This window comes from Paraburkholderia sp. J94, from assembly GCF_905220285.1.
GTDB lineage: Bacteria > Pseudomonadota > Gammaproteobacteria > Burkholderiales > Burkholderiaceae > Paraburkholderia > Paraburkholderia tropica_A.
The window spans coordinates 68330-85527 of the sequence record NZ_CAJMZH010000025.1; the positions used below are offsets into that span (position 1 = coordinate 68330).

General features: G+C 61.5%; 15 protein-coding genes. 6 read left to right on the top strand and 9 right to left on the bottom strand.

The genetic code is table 11. The features are described 5' to 3' along the window. Positions 1 to 53: 53 nt before the first annotated feature. The 6 genes from U4Y88_RS35695 to U4Y88_RS35720 form a co-directional block, all read right to left on the bottom strand. Positions 54 to 2144, bottom strand: coding sequence for a cation-translocating P-type ATPase (locus tag U4Y88_RS35695; RefSeq protein WP_321789617.1), 2091 nt, complete (start codon positions 2142 to 2144; stop codon positions 54 to 56). Continuing rightward, on the bottom strand, positions 2141 to 3274 hold the full coding sequence (locus U4Y88_RS35700; protein ID WP_321789620.1) for an SPFH domain-containing protein: 1134 nt from the start codon (positions 3272 to 3274) through the stop codon (positions 2141 to 2143). Before U4Y88_RS35700 ends, U4Y88_RS35695 begins: the two co-directional genes overlap by 4 nt. Then, entirely contained in the window at positions 3271 to 4335 is a 1065-nt protein-coding gene (locus U4Y88_RS35705) for a protease modulator HflC (RefSeq protein WP_321789622.1), read from the bottom strand. Before U4Y88_RS35705 ends, U4Y88_RS35700 begins: the two co-directional genes overlap by 4 nt. 55 nt (positions 4336 to 4390) lie before the next feature. Then, the gene (locus U4Y88_RS35710; protein WP_321789624.1) at positions 4391 to 6304 is read right to left on the bottom strand and encodes a protease modulator HflK; all 1914 of its coding nucleotides are present in this window, start codon (positions 6302 to 6304) and stop codon (positions 4391 to 4393) included. Positions 6305 to 6430: 126 nt separating this feature from the next. After that, positions 6431 to 7603: a transporter substrate-binding domain-containing protein gene (locus U4Y88_RS35715; RefSeq protein ID WP_321789626.1), complete on the bottom strand. Its 1173-nt coding sequence runs from the start codon at positions 7601 to 7603 to the stop codon at positions 6431 to 6433. Positions 7604 to 7684: 81 nt separating this feature from the next. Beyond that, entirely contained in the window at positions 7685 to 8587 is a 903-nt protein-coding gene (locus U4Y88_RS35720) for a hypothetical protein (protein ID WP_415774547.1), read from the bottom strand. Between the two features lie 333 nt (positions 8588 to 8920). Between U4Y88_RS35720 and U4Y88_RS35725 the strand changes: the two genes are divergently transcribed. Both U4Y88_RS35725 and U4Y88_RS35730 read left to right on the top strand, forming a co-directional pair. Further along, on the top strand, positions 8921 to 9328 hold the full coding sequence (locus tag U4Y88_RS35725) for an RT0821/Lpp0805 family surface protein (protein ID WP_321789630.1): 408 nt from the start codon (positions 8921 to 8923) through the stop codon (positions 9326 to 9328). Positions 9329 to 9424: 96 nt separating this feature from the next. After that, positions 9425 to 10837 (top strand): DUF2252 domain-containing protein, encoded by a 1413-nt coding sequence (locus U4Y88_RS35730; RefSeq protein WP_321789632.1) that lies wholly within the window; start codon positions 9425 to 9427, stop codon positions 10835 to 10837. Positions 10838 to 10951: 114 nt separating this feature from the next. Here U4Y88_RS35730 and U4Y88_RS35735 read toward each other — a convergent pair whose 3' ends face one another. Beyond that, positions 10952 to 11287, bottom strand: coding sequence for a response regulator (locus U4Y88_RS35735; RefSeq protein WP_321789651.1), 336 nt, complete (start codon positions 11285 to 11287; stop codon positions 10952 to 10954). Positions 11288 to 11702: 415 nt separating this feature from the next. Here U4Y88_RS35735 and U4Y88_RS35740 point away from each other — a divergent pair, with 415 nt between their 5' ends. From U4Y88_RS35740 to U4Y88_RS35750, 3 genes are read left to right on the top strand one after another with little or no spacing between them, the layout of a single operon-like run. Then, positions 11703 to 12473, top strand: coding sequence for a DUF2092 domain-containing protein (locus U4Y88_RS35740; RefSeq protein WP_321789634.1), 771 nt, complete (start codon positions 11703 to 11705; stop codon positions 12471 to 12473). 4 nt (positions 12474 to 12477) lie between these two features. Next, a complete protein-coding gene (locus U4Y88_RS35745) occupies positions 12478 to 12972 on the top strand; it encodes a hypothetical protein (protein WP_321789636.1) in 495 nt (164 codons plus the stop codon). A gap of 19 nt (positions 12973 to 12991) precedes the next feature. Beyond that, positions 12992 to 13522: a hypothetical protein gene (locus U4Y88_RS35750; RefSeq protein ID WP_321789638.1), complete on the top strand. Its 531-nt coding sequence runs from the start codon at positions 12992 to 12994 to the stop codon at positions 13520 to 13522. Here the strand turns inward: U4Y88_RS35750 and U4Y88_RS35755 are convergent. Both U4Y88_RS35755 and U4Y88_RS35760 read right to left on the bottom strand, forming a co-directional pair. Beyond that, the gene (locus tag U4Y88_RS35755; protein ID WP_321789640.1) at positions 13508 to 15442 is read right to left on the bottom strand and encodes an ATP-binding protein; all 1935 of its coding nucleotides are present in this window, start codon (positions 15440 to 15442) and stop codon (positions 13508 to 13510) included. The genes U4Y88_RS35750 and U4Y88_RS35755 overlap by 15 nt on opposite strands. 64 nt (positions 15443 to 15506) lie before the next feature. After that, entirely contained in the window at positions 15507 to 16109 is a 603-nt protein-coding gene (locus U4Y88_RS35760) for a response regulator transcription factor (protein ID WP_321789641.1), read from the bottom strand. 312 nt (positions 16110 to 16421) lie between these two features. Between U4Y88_RS35760 and U4Y88_RS35765 the strand changes: the two genes are divergently transcribed. Beyond that, the gene (locus U4Y88_RS35765) at positions 16422 to 17189 is read left to right on the top strand and encodes a hypothetical protein (protein WP_321789643.1); all 768 of its coding nucleotides are present in this window, start codon (positions 16422 to 16424) and stop codon (positions 17187 to 17189) included. Positions 17190 to 17198: the final 9 nt, after the last annotated feature.

Below are 17198 nucleotides of genomic sequence, written 5' to 3' on the forward strand. Positions count from 1 at the left end.
GTGATGACATCGGGTGTTGAACGTCGTCGTTTGATCCATTTCCCAACCGAATCTCAGGCGCTGCGTGGCCTCGGCTCCTTGTCCGGCGCGCCTTGCGGCGGATGCTGAGCACTTTCCTCCGTGCGGCCACTGGAGGAAACCGTGTGCTCCTGCCCTGGCTCGGCGATTCTCAGGAGACGCCCGGCATTAGCCAGAACGATAAATGTGCCGATGTTGTGCAGCACGGCGATCCATACCGCGGACACCAGCCCGAGCGCGGCCACGGCAATCACCGCCCCCGTCCACGCCACGCCGATCATCGCGTTGAGCGCCGCCGTGCGACGGCAGCGGCGGCCGAGCTTGATGCAGGCGGGGATGCGGCGCAGGTCGTCGCCCAGCAGGACAACGTCGGCGGCGGCCACCGCGATATCCACGCCGCGCCCGCCGATCGCGATGCTCGTCGCCCCGGCCTTGATCGCCAGCACGTCGTTGACGCCGTCGCCCACCACCAGCGGATGTCGGCCCAGTGCAAGTTGCTGCTTCACGAATTCGAGCTTGTCTTGCGGCAGCGCGTCGGCGATCACGTGCTCGATGCCGACTTGCGCTGCAACCGCCTGCGCGACGGCCTCGCGGTCGCCGGACAACAGCGTCTGGTGCACGACGCCGAGTTCGCGCAACTCCGCCATGGCGTCGGACGCTTCGGGACGCAGCGCGTCCGCGAACACGAACCAGGCGAGCAGCCGGCCATCGAGCGCGAGGCCCGCCACGGAGCCTGCGTAGCGCAATTCGGGCAGCGCGAAATCGGGCACGTGTTTGCGCAATAGCGCATCGCGGCCGAGCACCGCCAGACCTTCGGGTGTTTGCGTCGTCACGCCCAGCCCGCGCCACTCGCGGATCGCGTCGTTGGCATCGTTCGCGACCGGCGCGTGGCCGCGCTCCCGCGCGTAAGCAAGCAGCGCGCGGCTCACGGGATGCGCGCTGCCGCGCGCCAGGCGTGCAGCGAGTGTGAGCGCGCCTGCCGCATCGACGCCCGGCTGCAGCGCCACGTCGACCACGCGCAGTTCGCCGTGCGTGAGCGTGCCAGTCTTGTCGATGACGAGCGAATCGAGATCGGCCACGCGGTCGAGGAACGCCGCATTGCGCAGTAAGAGTCCGTGGCGCGCGCCCACTGCGATGCCTGCAATGGCTGTGGCCGGTGCTGCGAGCACGAGCGCGCACGGACACGCCGCGACGATGACGGCCAGCATCGCGGAGGCGTTCTCCGAAACGAACCACACGAGCGCCGCGCCCAGCAGCACCAGCGCCAGGTAACCGCCCATGTAGCGTTCGAGCGCTTCCGTGATGGGCGGCTTGGCGCGTTCGGCGTGGGCCAGCAACTCGACGATCTTGCCGAGCGTCGAATGCTCGCCGACTTCGGTCACTTCCACGCGCAGCGCGCCTTCGATATTCATCGCGCCGCCGTAGAGCGCATCGCCCGCCGCTACTTCGAGCGGCAGCGACTCGCCGGTAATCGGACTGTTGTCGACGGCTGAGCGGCCGCCTCTCACGATGCCATCGGTGGGAATGCGCGCGCCGGGCGCGACTTCCAGCAGGTCGCCGCGCGCAAGTGCTTCGATGGGCACGTCTTCGACGCCGCCATCGGGCCGCACGCGCATCGCACGCGTGGCGGCCAGCTTCGTCAATGCACGGATGGCCTCCTGCGATCCGAGCACGCTGCGCTCTTCGAGCGCGTGCCCGAACGTCATCACGACGGGCAGCAGCGCGGCCGTGGCCATGTCGCCCGTCGCCCATGCCGCGAGCATGGCGAGCGCGATGAGCCGGTCTGTCACGCCATGCAGGCTCGGATGCCTGAGGCTGTGCCACGCACCGGCGAAGACCGGCCCCGCGACCAGCAGTGATGCCAGTCCCGCGAGCACGTCGGCTACCTGCGCGCCCTGAGCCGTGAAATAGCGGCAGCCCAGCGAGAGCAACAGCAGACCCGCCGCCGCAAGCGCGAGAACGATGCGCCGGGAGATCGCAGCACGCTCTTCGGGCGCCAGCGCGACGCCGGGAAGCGCTTCGAAGTCCGCTCCCCCTGCTTCGGCCGCCTGGTCATGGCCGTGCTCATGCCCGTGCCCTTGCGTTGCGGCATCGATACGCGCTAGCGGTTCCACATGGGCATTCATGGCGCCTTCCCTGGCAGTACGAGGCTCGACGTGTCGTAAGGATCGATCGTCGTGACGTGGCCCGCCTTCGAAAGAATCTGCTGGATGCGGTCGCGATACGCGCGCGCCAGCAGCCCCAGGTCGCTGTTTGCGCCGAGCGGCGCTTCGAGTTGCAGGATCGTCTGCGTTTCTGTCTGGGCCCGCGTCACGCGTTCTGTCGCGCTCGCCTGCGCGCTTTGCAGGATCTGGTCGGCGTGCTGCTGGGCGTCCTGGCGCGTGGTTTCCGCGGCAGTGCGCGCGTCGGCGACCGTGCGCTCGGCGCTCTGCAAGGAACTGAGCACCGAGTTGAACGCATCGACCGCCGCGGCGGGCACGCTCGCCTGCACGTCGATACGCGAAACCTCGATGCCCAGCCCCGCATGCTGCGCTTCCAGTGCGTGCAGACGACGCTCGATCGCGCCCGCGATATCGTCGCGCAGGCGCTCGCGGCGCGCGGCCATCTGCACGTCCGAGGCCAGCAGTTCGGGCCGCGCGACGAGGATGGTGTCGAGATCGCGCGCCGCGCCGACCTCAGCGACCGCGGAAGCCGTCAGGCGTTCGATTGCCGGAGCGAGCAGCGCCTGCTGCAACACGTAGTCGTACGGCGAACTCACGCGGTAATAGAGCCGCGCGCCGAGCTGCACCACTGCATCGTCGCCGGTCAACACGTAGCCGGAGCCCGCGAGCGCATCGGACAGCCGTGAGCCGTTGGTGCCCATTGCGGCATCCGGATGAAAGCCCCAGGAGGACATGTCGTTGAAGGGCAAGTTCGTATCGGTGGGGGGCGCGTTGGGTGCGGGATCGAGTGCATGGGCGCGCGGGTCGCGATCCAGCGAGGCAATGCGCTGCTCAAGCACGCGTGCGGGACCGGGCAGCAGCGCGACCGTTTCGAACGGACGCGGCCATGCGATTAGCAGACCCGCACCCTGCACGCGCACGAACTTGCCGAAGCGCATCACGACAGCCTGACTGTCGGGTGGCACGCGCTGCACATTCGAGAACATCCACGCCAGCGCGGCGAACACGGTCAACGCGGCGATGAACCAGAACGCTCCGCGCACCGCCTGGATGCCCGGCGACGTGCGCGAAGGTAACGTAGCGGCCGTGCTCATGGCTGACGGCGCGCGCTCGCGGCGGCGCGAGCATCATGCGATGCCGTAACAGATTCGAGTCCCGCCGGCCCTTGCACGAGCACACGGAACGGCGCGGCGTCCGTGCGCACGATCAGGTTGGTGTTGCCGTTCACGACAGTCGACAGCGTGTCGAGCGAGCGCAGCATCGTATAAAGCTGCGGATTGCCCGCGTAGCTCTTGCCGTAGATGGCGGCGGCATCGCGACGCGACTGGGCTTCGATACCGGCGGCCTGCGCGTTGGCATCGGCCACGGCGACGCGTGCGTCGCGGTCGGCATCGGAGCGCACCTGGGCCGCTTCGAGCTTGCCTTGCGCGGTGCGTTGCGCCGCTACCGTCTCGCGTTCGGCGCGCATGCGCTCGACGGTGGCTGACAGCGTTGCGGCGGGCAGCGTCAGGCGTTCCAGTCCGACCTGGACCGCGTGCACGCCGTAGGTCGCGTAAAGCTGCGAGTCGATCTGGCGGCGCAGTTCGTCCTCGTACTGCTCGAGTTTCACGTCGCTCGCATTGGTATTGACGAGCGTGGAAAGATCGAAGCCCGAGGTGATGGTTTGCAGCGCCGAGCCGAGCAGCGAGCGGATCTGGCGCGCCGCCTCGTTGGGTTCGTTGCGCACGGCGCGCACGAAGTGGCCGACATCGGCGCTGTTATCGGGCACGCGCCACGCCACGTAGGCCTGCACCAGGATGCGCAGGCCGTCGCGCGTGCCCACGTCCTGCAGTCCGCTTGACGTCGTGTGCAGGCGCAGATCGACCGGCACGGCGGTTTCGATCGGCGCGGGCAGCCGCCATGCCAGTCCCGGCTCGAGCTCGACGCGCACCGGTTCGCCAAAACGCGTGACGACAGCGGCTTCCCCTTCATGAACCTGCACCACGCTCGCGGTCGCCACGGCAATCAGCACGCACAGGATCGCCAATGCCACACGCCACCCCAAGCCCCATCCGCCGCCGCTTGCATGGCCGTCGTGAGGCTCGCCGTGATGATGATGCGCGTGCCCTGCATGTCCCGCGTGGCCGTGATGAATGTGAAGTTGTGAACCGCTCAAGGTCTGCTCCTCAGGCTCGGTACAGTCGCGGAATACAGTCGCTGGATACAGCCACTCAAAACAGTTTCTTCGCCCCGGCGGCATCGCCCGTATTGAACGAGCGCAGGTCGATCGTCGCGCGCTTGTCGCTCACGAGGCGGTCGTCGATCACCGTCAGGTTGGCGTTCTGCAATCCCTGCTGCAGATTGCGCAGGTAGTACTCGAAGGCGAACGCGGGGCCGCCCGCCTGCTGGGCCGCGATATCCGCGCTGAAGGTGGTCTGCTGCATGCGGGCCGCAGAAAGCGTTTCTGCAGCGCTTGCATTGGCTTCGGCGACGCTTGCCTGTGCCTGTTCGTGCGCGGTTCCCACGAGCGTGGCGGCCAGGCCATGGGCTTCGGCGACGCTCGCCGCCGTGCGGATCTGCGCGGCCTGCACGCCATGCCAGGCCGCCGAGGCGCCCGCCGGGGGATGCACGCTCTCAATCACCACCGCCGTCACTTCGATGCCGCTGCCGAGCCGGTCGAGCTGCTGCTGCGTCGCGTGGCGGATCGCATCGGCAATCACGGTCTGGCGCGCTTCGACCAGCGCGTCGAGCGTGTGCGAGGCCAGGTAACGCACGATCTCGCGATTGGCGATCGCGCGCGTGACGTCGGCGATATTCGCCGCGCGATAGAGCGCGGCGCGCGCATCGGCGTCGCTCGCCCCGATGCGGTAATCCAGTCGCACATCGGCGCTGACGATTTCGAAATTCTGCTGCTGCGCATTCGCACCCGCGATCACCTGACTGGTTTCCCAGGGATGGGCCACGTCCCAAAGCCGGTCGAGCTGTTCGGGCGAGCGCGCGTCGGCTGGAATCAGCGGTGCGGCGACGCTTGCGCTCCCGGCAGCATCGGCGATATCCGACACCACGATCTGATGAACCGCGCCGTTGTCGATGACGCGCGCGAGTCCGAACGGCCAGGGCAGCCCAATGTGCAGGCCCGGTTGCCACACGGCGTGCGCCGCGCCGAAGCGCTCGTAGACAGCGCGCTGCTCCGGTTGCAGTATCGTGACGCCGCTCAGCAGCCATCCCGTCGTCACGAGCGCGACAAACGCGGCTGGCAACATGCGCAGCGTGCTATGGACGACCCAGCTTTGCCGCAGGTCGATACCGAAGCGGCTGCGCAGCGATTCGCCCAGTTCGGCTGGCGACCTTGGCGGGCGCACGAGCCAGTGCACGACGGTGCTGTCCACCAGCGTGAGCGGCGACGCTGACGCACGCGGTGGCGTGAACCAGGTGAGCGTGGCGCGCAAGGCGTATTCACCGGCGACGAGCGCGGGCAGCGGCACTATCGCCATCGCCAGCCAGCGGCTATCGACACCGCGCCACAGGTACAGCCCGGCGCTGGCCGCACAACCCAGCGCAACGACGAGCGCAATGCGCAATGCCCCGGCGAGCACGGTATCGGCGTGCTGTACCGGCACCCGCGCAGCAATTAAACGCTCGAGCACCAGTGTGACGAAGGCCAGGGCGAGTGCACCGATGCATCCAATCGCCATGACATTTCGGACCTGAGCGCCCGCAGCAGCAGGATGTCGGTCGAAGACGAAAAATGTCGCCGCACACAGGAGCAACGATACGAGCGAGACTGCCAGCACGCACCATGGCCACCAGCGGATGGCGCGCAACCGTGCCTGCACCCGTCCCGCCATCGGCTGCCACCCTGCTCGCTTGAGCAGCTTCCATTTCCCGGAAGGAAAATCTCGTGGCACTCGCGTATTAGTCCGGCGAGCGTAGGCAATACAGTTGCGCGAACAACTTGTTGCCACAAGCAGGACATTCAGCGATGTTGCCGCGAGCGGCGCGATCCATCGCAGCTCGGCCCAACTCGTGCGTAGATATGTGATGAACGCAAGCGCGGCAGCAAGCAGCAGGCACGCCCCCGCGATCAACCGATAGGGTTGCGCATTTCGTCCAGACATGTCGTCACGGGAATATCCGTTGCCCATTTCGCAGGTGTTCTATCCTGGGTGACCATTGCGAACGAGTATCTTCTGACCTGCTTCATGTCACCATAGGTATTTGGGGCAAAACGGATTGCCCTTTCGGGCAATTCAGGCAACCACGCTCGGCGCTCATTTAGCCTGCGAAAACCACTTTCCGTAAATCTGTTCGTAGGTGCCGTCCTCGTACATGGCGAGCAAGGTTTCATTGATGGACTTGCGCAGCGGGCTGCCGTTTGGGACGGCGATGCCGTATTTTTCTGGCCTGAATACGGGCCCCACGACGGTGAGCGCGCCATTGCCGCGCCGTGCGGCCCAGTATTGCAAGGTCGGTGCGTCGTAGACGATGGCCTGGACGTCGCCGTCCATGAGCATACGAAAGCCGTCGTTCGCATTGGTCACGCGCGAGAAAGACAGGCCGCGTTGCGTCAGGTATTGCGCGGCAATTGTCCCTGGCACGGTGGCGATCTTCCTGCCGGGGAGATCGTCCGGCCCGCGTATGGTCGATTGCAAACGAGCCACCGTCTGCGAGGACGTGACCGTTGCCGTGAGTTGCGCAATCAGCACCACGCCAATCAACCACATCGCAGGCACCAGAATGCGCTTGAAAATACCGGGTGTTTCACGTTCGCCGTGCTCGCCCGTGGCGATGATCAACATGGTCACCCAGATTCCCTCGCCGATCGAACGCCAGTACGGCTTCTGGAAATTGGCGTCGCGCTTGCGCTCCATCAGCCACACCAGATTGGCGAGAATGAATACGATGCCAACCGTGATCGCCACAAGCTGCGCGATCGCCAGCCACGGCACGGATTGGAGCAGCGCCATGACGGAATTGTCGTTCTGCGCCCGCACCATGATCTGCAGCCCCGAGTCGAAATAAGGCAGCGAAAAGTCGACGCTCTTTTCGCGCGTGGGCGTCATGGTGATGGCCGCGATGGCGACTTCGGCGTCGCCGCGCTGGACCGAGGCAAGCAGTTCAGGTTGGGTGGCCACTGGCCGCCACACGAAATCGACATGCATGCGGCGTGCGATTTCATCCCAGATATCGATGCTGAAACCTTCGGGCGTCGCGGTTTGCGGAATGACAAACGGCGCGACAGGCGCAATCGCGACGCGCAGCGTCCCTTGTGCAGAGTGTTGACTGCCTGCCGCTGAATCGCTTGGGAATGCTGCCACTGCCGGCGTCGCTTCGCTCACGCTGGACGACGGTGGGGCTGTCTGGCTCCACGCTGCCGGCATCCCTGTCATTGAGAGGACGATCAGCGCAGCCCGAAAAACATCCTGCAAACCTGGCGTGCGCATCGCTTTTCTCCCGAAGTCGCGTCGAAAAGGTAGGAATCACAGAAAACTGACGCGTGGCATTGCAAGCGGAGTCTCTCCGAACTAGAAGCTCAGCGCCAGGCCAAGGGATGCGCCCGTAATGTCCTTGCCAAAGGCATAGCGTGCCACGATGCGCAAACGCGAGAACAGTTTGGTGATCGCTCCGGTATCAATTTCGACCCCGGCACCCAGCGACGTCAATTGATTGAAACCAAGGATGTCAGCCTGACTGCCCAGGTAGGTCGAGTGCGAAAGTTCAAGCACGTAACGCAGCGGTCGATGGAAGACCAGCAAGCCGGTCGGGGCACGCCAGCGCGCATAGAGGTTAGTCGACTCTGCGTTGGCCGATCCACGCACCGCGCTGGACGAACCGAAGCTCTGCAGATAGATATCCGTGTAGCGTAGCTCGAGATCGAATTCATAGGGTTCCTGACGAGGGTACCAGCCAATCATCAGAGAGCCACCCAACCCGTAAGCGCTCATCGATCCGTTGCGAATGAAGTCGATATTGCTGTCGGTCTTACGATTGAGCAGGAACTGAGCGGCGCTAGCGTCACTCAGGACTTCACCTAGCGAAAAGTTAAAGATCGGCCGGATCACCAGATCCTTCTTTTCGTTGAGAGGGAAGTCCCAGCCGATGCCCCCTGTCGCCGCAACGTTGGTCCAGCGGGTCGGCAGCGCGCGCTGCTCCTGTCCGTCCGAGACGACGAATGTGGGATCGTAGCGAGATCCGCCGATTGCGCCCTCCAGATAGAGCGGAAAGCTTGGGCTCAGGGTGAAGCCGCCGCCCACCTGCGTCATGTTCAGGGATGGATCACCCGTCGCGCCGTTGCGGATACCGAGTGAGCTCGCGGAGAGATCCGGCGTGACGGTAAAAGACAGAAGCGCGAGCACCCCGTTTGCACGTTTCTGAACGTCAGGCCCGGTCCATACAGGTGTACTTTGCGCCCGCGCCCCGCTCGTCATGATGCACTGCGCCAGCGCGACCAGCACAACCCCGGCAAGCACTGGGGCTATCCGGACGGGTCGTTTCCGAAAGATATCGCCGGATAGCCTTTGCATGCTCATCCTTGGGTCGGGTGGCGCGTCGCCGATGGTGCCCTGACGTTCCGCGGGCGCGGCGAGTCTGACCGCCGTGGCACCATCCAGCTGCGTAGGGTAACAACCGGTGATGAGGATTTAAAGGTGCTTGCCCCGAATTGCCCCAAAGGGCAATCGAATTGCCCCAACTACCTATCGATTCTGCGCGCGCTCTGGACGACACTCTACCGATAAAGCTCGCGCCCAAGGAAGACAGAGATGAATTTACGCACCCGTATCATCTGGATTCCGCGCGAGATGCTGCACGTGGCAATGGGCGGCGCGCTCGTTCTCGGGGTTCACCCGGCATGGCCCGCGAATCTAAATTTTCTGAACGACACACCAATGAGCTACATGAAGCAGCCGGACATTGATTCCATCAAGAAGGCCGCGGTGGTCGCACTGAACACAAAAGGCGACGGCGAGGCGCTGCACTGGACCAATGCGGGCACAGGCAATGGCGTGCCGATCGCCGCCACCCTGACACCTGGCGACACCGCGAAGTCCGGCAATGCCACCTGCCGGTTCGTCGCGGTCGAACTGGATGCGAAAGGGCAATCGATGAATCTGCATCCGCGGTATTGCCGCTCAGGGGGAGGCCAATGGCAATTGCAACGCAAGCAATGATGGGCGTAGTCCGGACGCCTGAGTGACCTTCACCGGCTCCCCCTCCCCCCCGATGCAACGCGGATCGACGTACCGGATGACATAGTGGAGCAAACCATGGCAGAAATCGAAACTCTGGCCCGGCGCCAGGAGATCGGACGTGCCGCTCGCGAACGCGCGCGCCGCTCGCAGCATGCTGAAATTGGCGACACGGATCGTGACCCCGTCGACCTGCTAAAGCAAAATAGCGCCGGCCGGGTCAGCGCGCTCGTCCCGCTTCGATATGGCCGCATGGGCGTCTCGCCATTCACGTTTTATCGCGGCAGTGCCATCATTCAGGCGCATGACCTGAGTGCGACTGTGAATACCGGCATTGCATTCCCGATTTGCGGCGACGCGCATCTTTCGAACTTCGGCGGCTTCGCCACCCCTGAGCGGCAACTGATTTTCGATCTCAACGATTTCGACGAAGTCGCACCCGGCCCTTGGGAATGGGACGTCAAACGTCTCGCGGCCAGCTTCGTGATTGCAGGTCAGCATATGGGCGTTAGCCGCGGGCCGATCGCGGACTTTGTGGCGACTGTTGCCCATGAATATCGCGACCGCATGCACGAGTATGCTGAGCGCAGCACGCTTGAGCTTTGGCACGACATCGTTACATTTGAGCGCATGATCGACACGGCTGCCACCGACGAGGGCCGACGCCTGTTACTCAAGACGCGGGAAAAAGCAGCCACCCGCACCAACGAAAGCATGCTCTCCAAAATGGCGGTCCAGGAGAACGGTCGCTGGTTGTTGCAGGACGCGCCTCCCGCGCTGTTCCATCCGGGCGGCCCCAATACCCTGCTGGGCAAGGAAGAAGCATGGACAGACACCAAAGCCTGGGAGGGCAAACTGGCCGCAGCGTTCGACGAATACCTGCGCACACTCCCCGCTGACCGCCAGGCACTGATCGGCCAATTCCAGCTTCAGGACGTCGCGTTCAAGGTCGTTGGAGTGGGCAGTGTGGGGACGTTCTGCCTCGTGATGCTGTTCGTGGACGGACATGGCGCGCCGCTGTTCCTGCAGGTCAAGGAGGCGCGTGAGTCGGTAATCGCCCGCTACTTTCGTTCCGACCCGATTCCGCACCAGGGGCAGCGTGTGGTGGCCGGGCAGCGTTTGCTGCAAGCCGCGAGCGACGCGTTTCTGGGATGGACTACCGGGCCCGCGGGCCGCGAATTCTACTTCCGGCAATTGCGGGACATGAAGGTCTCGGCAGAAGTCGAGCGCATGAGTAACACCCTGCTACAGGGCTACGCGCGCATTTGCGGCTGGGCTCTGGCCCGCGCCCATGCGAAAGCGGGCGGCAAGGCGGTCGAGATTGCAGCGTATCTTGGCAGCGGTGAGCGCTTTTCCGATGCGCTAACCGAATACGCTTTCTCCTACGCAGAACAGAACAATAAGGATTACGACGTTTTCATTCGCGCCTGCCGGTCCGGAAAACTGGAAGCACGCAGCGATGAGGACATGGCCGCGGATTTCCGCATCTGACCACAGGTTGCGCGAGCCACTCTCATTACGCCATCGCGGTTGTGGCAATCACGACCGCGCCAGGACGCGGCTTTGCGTGTGTGAATGCGCTATCTACACGCACAACCGCACAAACTAAAGTGCGTCACGCACGGCATCGAGCAAATCCCGCCCGAGAAATGGTTTCGCCAGCAAGATATGCCCACCCGCCCTCGCAACTGCCTGCCGGTTCGCCGGTCCATCAAAAGCCGTGACGAATATGGCAGGTGGACGTATTTGCGGCAGTGCTTCATAAAACGCCAGTCCCGAAGCGCCAGGCAACTGGATATCGACGATCAGGCAACGAGCAGACGATGCCCACGTGGATGCCCCCGGATCTTCGGCGCTAGTAAACGAATGCGTGTCGAATCCAGACAGACTCAAGAGTCGCTCGATCGCGCGTCGCAATCCCGCGTCGTCCTCGATAATCACGATCAACTCGCCGTTTCCATCCATCTTGCACCCGGGATGCGTTAGCTCAGCGTGATGAAACTACTGCCCAATCACTGATGCCTTGAGGCTACGTCCTGTCGTCTTACCAGATTTACTTCCCACACATCACTGACGCTCGCATTTACGGTCTGTGGGACGGTACCTTACGATTCGGTATTCATGCAGTGTTGCCTGGAAGCGCTGATACATCCATAGGTACTAGGGGCAATCACGTTTCCCTTTCGGGCAAATTCGGGCAAATGCCTTTCCTTTCGGCGCGCTGGCTACTACATTACGCACTACAACTGAGCCGCGCATTCGTGAAATAGCAGTTCGAAGATGAACGTGCATTTTCATCCCCTCGCTCGTGCACCAGGAGAATACGATGAAGAGAAGGGCTTTATGCATTGCGATCATGACTGCAACGCTCTCGGCTCCTGCGCTCCACGCGCAGACTGCAGCCCCCCCCTCCCCGCCCCAGGCAGCAAGCGGCAGCGCCGTGCAAGCGGTCAATCCCGCGGCTGTCGATGCGCTGAAAAAAATGGGCACATATCTCCAGTCGCTCAAGCGCTTTAGTGTATCGACCGAACTGACCGGCGAGCGCGTACTTGAAGACGGTCAGAAGCTCCAGCATTCCGCGAGCGCCGATCTCGACGTAGACCGCCCCAATCGCATTCGCGCCATCATGACGAGCGCGCGCAGCAATCGCGAGATCGTCTACGACGGCAAGTCGGTCACACTTTATACGCCCGCCCAGCGCTACTACTCAACGGTGGCCTTCGACGGCACGGTCGGCGCGTTGATTGACCGTCTGCATGATCACTATGGCGTGGAGTTCCCGCTTGCTGATCTGTTTGTCTGGGGCACGCCATCAGCGCCGGTGGATCAGTTCGAATCCGCGATGTATGCCGGCGAGGACTACGTCGAGAATGATCTCTGCGATCACTACGCATTCCGTCAGAACGATCTCGACTGGCAGATCTGGATCACCGCAGGCGCCCACCCTTTGCCGCGTAAGCTCGTGATCACGCGCCGCGACGACGACGCACGTCCGCAATCTGTTTCCATCATTAACTGGACGACCCGTCCCGATTTCAAGGATGCGATATTTACCTTCAAACCACCGTCAGGCGCGAAGAAGATCGAGTTTGTCCCCGTCGCAACAAATGCTACGAACAAGGGGTAGGCCCATGAAGATCCTTTTCCAGCGCCAGTGCGCCCGCTTGCTGCCCGCCATCCTGATCGTCGGTTTCTCCATCGCGCATTTACCGCCCGCCGAGGCAGTCGGCCGGGGCGGTGGCGGTGGCCATGGAGCGAGGGAGCGTCCATCAGGTGGCGGCGGGCGTCAGGTCAACAGCGCGCGAGCCGACGACCGCACGCGCAACGTGCGCAATACGAGCGTGAACAACGTCAACCGCAATGTCAACGTGAACCGGAACGTCAATGTCGACGTGCACAACGACAATCATCACGGCGGTTGGGATGACGATTACCATCCTGTCGCAACTGCAGCCGCGGTGACTGCAGCGGTTGGCGTGACTTCCGCGGTCGTTGGCTCGATCGTGCGCTCAGTGCCCCCTAACTGTGCACCCGTCAACTACCGGGGCATGATCTACCAGCAATGCGGAAGCACCTGGTATCAGCCTCAAGGTTCACAGTACGTTGTGGTTAATGCGCCGTACTGATTGCGGACTGGAGGGCACCATGAGCGCAATTCTGGAAAAGATCAAGGAAGAGTTCATTAAAGTTCTGCCGCCGACGATCTTCTTCTTCGTCATTCTTCACATCGTCGCGTTGATCCGTGCGCTCATGGTCAGGGAGAGCGGCATCTCACCAGAGACTACGGTGTCTGTGTTGATTGCGTCGCTGATTCTTGGGAAATCTGTGCTGCTTGCCGACATGCTGCCCTTCATTAACCGCTTTCCCGATAAGCCGCTCGTCTGGAACGTCGCGTGGAAAACGCTCATGTATGCAATTGTTGCGCTGATCATTCACTACCTGGAGCGGCTCTACGACTTCTGGAAAGAAGCTGGCAACTTCGCAGCGGCAAACCACGAGCTGATCACGCACATCAGCTGGCCACGATTCTGGGCAGTGCAGATACTGCTTGTGACGCTGATAGTCAACTACTGCGTGATTGCGGAGCTCGCGCGGGCCATCGGAAAGACTACGCTAAAGCGGATGTTCTTTGGGCCACTACCTGCGCCGCAGCCAGGCTCATCACGCGTGCCGTGAGGCTCGGCGAGGTAGCCACACGACAAACGAAGTGCTCATGCCATTTCCCGAAGCCACGTGTACCCGCCCGCGATGCGCTTCCACAATCGAGCGAACAATGGACAAGCCCAGCCCCATTCCGTGCGGCTTGGTTGTATAGAATGGCTCAAAGAGGCGATTCGCGACGGCGGAATCGATTCCGGTTCCCCGATCCGTTACGCTGAATTCGACGCCATCTTCCAGTTGTCGCGATGCGAGCGTTAGCACGCGGTTTTCCACTTCAATATCATGCATGGCGTCCATCCCGTTGAGTGCGAGATTGAGTACAACCTGCTGGATTTGTACGGGATCCCCCAGGACTTCTGCGTCTGGGGCATCGAGGCCAGTCTCCAGAGTGATATCTCGTCGCCTGGCTTCCGGAGCGATCAGCGTCAGCGTGTAGGAGAGAGTCGAATCGAGTGAAAGCTGCCGAAAAGCAATTTCCTGCTTCTGCAGCAAGCTGCGCAATCGCTGCACAACATCATTGGCCCGCAACGCGTCCCGCTTCACGTCGGAAAGGATTTCTGCAAGCTCAGACGCATCGAAATGTTGCGTGCTTACAAGCAATTCGGCGGCATCGGCGTTACTTAGGATCGCGCCCAGCGGCTGCCCGACTTCGTGGGCAATCGAGGCGCTTAGTTCACCGACCGTGGCAAATCTTGCTGCCCGCGCGAGTTCGCCACGCCGCGTGACGGCTTCAGCTTCGGCAAGTCTGCGGCTGCGACGTTGCGCCAGCAACGCTACGATCGTGACCAGTTGCACCACCAGGAGCGTGATTGCAGTCAACACGATGTCGCGGTGCTCCCGGAATATCGAAGGTGGCCGGTCGATCAACTCGCAATCTGCGGGTAGCGCTGCGATAGAAAGGCCATAACGCTCCATCTGGGTGACGTTTGCGATGCACCGCGCGGGCAGAGGGTTGAATTTGAGACCGTCGACCCGACCTCCGTTTCTCATGATCGCCAGCGCAGCGTCAGCGGTCATACGTGCGTTTTCCTCGAAGTCGTACATTGCTCCGGCCGTTACTCCTCCTTCGAGATACGTTGAATACCATGCGTAGATTGGGGCGCGCGACGCTGCAACAAGGCCGGGCACAATCTGATACGGAAAATAGCGATGGCCATCACGGTCCCTGTACATGGTCGTATAGATAACTGCAACCCGATCGTCTAGCCGCGAGAGCCGCAGTTTAATCTCACTTAAACTCATTCCCTGCCAGTCCTCAACGGTCGTCCATTGGCTGCGGCGCTTCGTGGCCGCCTTGATCACCTGATCAATGAACGAGTAATCGCTATCCGTCGTGCCACCTATCACCACGAGTCGGCTGGCCTGGGGTTGCAGACGTTCTGCAAGCGCGAGTGTCTTCGCTATCTCTATCCGGAAAGGAACGCGGGCGAAGTGATCTGGCAGAGGATTTCGGTAAAACCACTCTTCCGGAACGCTTGAAAGTAATACTGGGGCACCGGGCCATATCTGCGTGTGATACCTCAGTGCGAAGTCGGCGGCATGATTGCCCACGACGATCACGAGATCAACACGTTGCCCGGAGTACTTCTTTTTTACGAGTGCGAGGAACTCTGGCGTGAGATCCTCTGAGCCAAACCGGAACCCGTCAAGTGATTCGAGGTATACCTCGGCCGCTTTGGGCGTGGCCAAACCGAGCGTGTCCCTGAGCGTCTTTATCTGGACCAGCACCGCCGGCTGGCTCGGGTCGGCACCGGTCAGGATAACCACGCGGGGCGGGTCGTCCTGGAGCGAAACTGGAAATGCCGGATTTGATCCGGCAAGAAAGAGAAAAATGATCGCGCTCAGGAACGAGATTATAGTTTTCCGCTCGCGCATGGCATTCCCAATTGTATTCGCGCGCCCATCGCTGTTTATCAGAAACACGCGGGCGAGCACGCACCTGGCACCTGTCACCGCCGCCGCGCGTGTGTATTCAATACGCATTAGAACAAGGAAGTTCCTACGCAATCACGTTCGATCTGTCAGCACACCGCAGTAGCGCCGGTATGGACTCCACACCGAACTTTCGCATGAGTTCTGCCCGGCAGCTTTTTATTGTTCGCTCGGAAACTCCAAGCTGCGCGGCGATCTGCTTGTTGCGCTGTCCAGACGCGATGCCACGTAATACATACCGTTCCCGTTCGCCTAACGCTTTAACCGGATCGTGCGCAGACGACGTTCTTTGTCCGACTTGTCCCAGCGCCGTCTCAAGCGCCGCGAGCAGCGTCTCCCGTTCGACCGGCTTGACCAAAAAATCTACTGCACCGGCCTTCATGGCTTTGACAGTCAATGGTATGTCGCGATACGCGCTCATGAAGATGATTGGAACGGGCATGTTCTGACGGGACAAAGCCTGTTGCAGCTCAAGACCGCCAGGGCCACCAAGTACCATATCGAGTAACAGGCATCCGGTCCAATCGCGGGGATCGCTCACGAGAAACTCACCCGCCGACGCGTATTCCCTGACTTCAAAACCCGAATGACTGAGCACTCTACAGAGGGCCGTCCGGATGGAGGCGTCGTCATCAATGACGTGTACGAACGTGCCAGCAGATGCGTTCACGGGTTTCTCCACTATTTGAACGTGCGTACATTGCTGGACTCAATTTTTTATTGACGCACGGTTCTGACTTGCCTCCCTGGCAGCCACGTGAGCACCTGATCAGCACTCACCTCATGTTTTATATCAAAATTGTAAGGCGCCTGCTTTTCGGGTGTGTGAATGATTGAATTCGTGCCTATCCGACTCGGGACGCAAAGTGTGAAATTGGCTGACTGGTGATTTTGATAGATAACGTTCATCTTCAGTCGCAGCAGTCTCGCTTGAAGCATTTACTTAGAACGAATCGAGTGCACATGCCAACTGGATATTTACATGCCCCAGATCATTTACCATCCTGCTGTTCTGTTCCTTATCCTGATCGTGCTGTTTTCGATCGCCGCCTCACTTGGCGCGATCGTACTGCATAGACTTTCACCGCTATCGGAGGACGCGCGCGAGAATTTTAATGTCGTGCAGGGCGCCACACTTACCCTTCTCGCACTTTTGATCGGCTTTACACTTTCGATGGCAGTGAGTCGCTATGATCAGCGCAAAAATTTTGAAGAAGAAGAAGCAAATGCGATTGGTACCGAGTATGTGCGTGCAGATTTGCTTGGACCCACCTCTGCTGCTGCAACCAGAATACTCTTGAAGCAATATCTGCAGCTACGCATTGATTGCTACAGGACACGCGATCGCTCGGAGCTGGATTCAATCAACCGCAAAACCATAAAAATTCAGGACCAGCTCTGGAATGAGGCCAGCGAGCGAGCTCTGGCTGAGCCGAACCCTGTAACAGCACTTGCGGTCGCTGGAATGAACGACGTGCTCAACACGCAGGGATACACTCAGGCGGCATGGAGCAACCGCATTCCGCTTTCTGCGTGGGCCCTGATGATTCTGATAGCGTTCTTCAGTAACCTGATGCAGGGTTACGGTGTGCGTGCCTCGAGTGGGCGACGCGTTCTGTTATTCGTGCTGCCGTTTACCGTATCGCTTTCACTTGGCCTGATAGCAGATATCGACAGCCCTCGAGGTGGTTTGATTCGCGTTGCCCCTGTCAACCTGATCAGCCTTCAGCAATCGCTCTCAAGCGAATGACTGTGCAAC

Excerpts from the sequence above, each read along its gene's own strand:
- U4Y88_RS35695 (WP_321789617.1), bottom strand. The coding sequence starts at position 2,144 with ATGAATGCCCATGTGGAACCGCTAGCGCGTATCGATGCCGCAACGCAA.
- U4Y88_RS35700 (WP_321789620.1), bottom strand. The coding sequence starts at position 3,274 with ATGAGCACGGCCGCTACGTTACCTTCGCGCACGTCGCCGGGCATCCAG.
- U4Y88_RS35710 (WP_321789624.1), bottom strand. The coding sequence starts at position 6,304 with ATGGGCAACGGATATTCCCGTGACGACATGTCTGGACGAAATGCGCAA.
- U4Y88_RS35715 (WP_321789626.1), bottom strand. The coding sequence starts at position 7,603 with ATGCGCACGCCAGGTTTGCAGGATGTTTTTCGGGCTGCGCTGATCGTC.
- U4Y88_RS35720 (WP_415774547.1), bottom strand. The coding sequence starts at position 8,587 with ATGACGAGCGGGGCGCGGGCGCAAAGTACACCTGTATGGACCGGGCCT.
- U4Y88_RS35725 (WP_321789630.1), top strand. The coding sequence starts at position 8,921 with ATGAATTTACGCACCCGTATCATCTGGATTCCGCGCGAGATGCTGCAC.
- U4Y88_RS35730 (WP_321789632.1), top strand. The coding sequence starts at position 9,425 with ATGGCAGAAATCGAAACTCTGGCCCGGCGCCAGGAGATCGGACGTGCC.
- U4Y88_RS35740 (WP_321789634.1), top strand. The coding sequence starts at position 11,703 with ATGACTGCAACGCTCTCGGCTCCTGCGCTCCACGCGCAGACTGCAGCC.
- U4Y88_RS35745 (WP_321789636.1), top strand. The coding sequence starts at position 12,478 with ATGAAGATCCTTTTCCAGCGCCAGTGCGCCCGCTTGCTGCCCGCCATC.
- U4Y88_RS35750 (WP_321789638.1), top strand. The coding sequence starts at position 12,992 with ATGAGCGCAATTCTGGAAAAGATCAAGGAAGAGTTCATTAAAGTTCTG.
- U4Y88_RS35765 (WP_321789643.1), top strand. The coding sequence starts at position 16,422 with ATGCCCCAGATCATTTACCATCCTGCTGTTCTGTTCCTTATCCTGATC.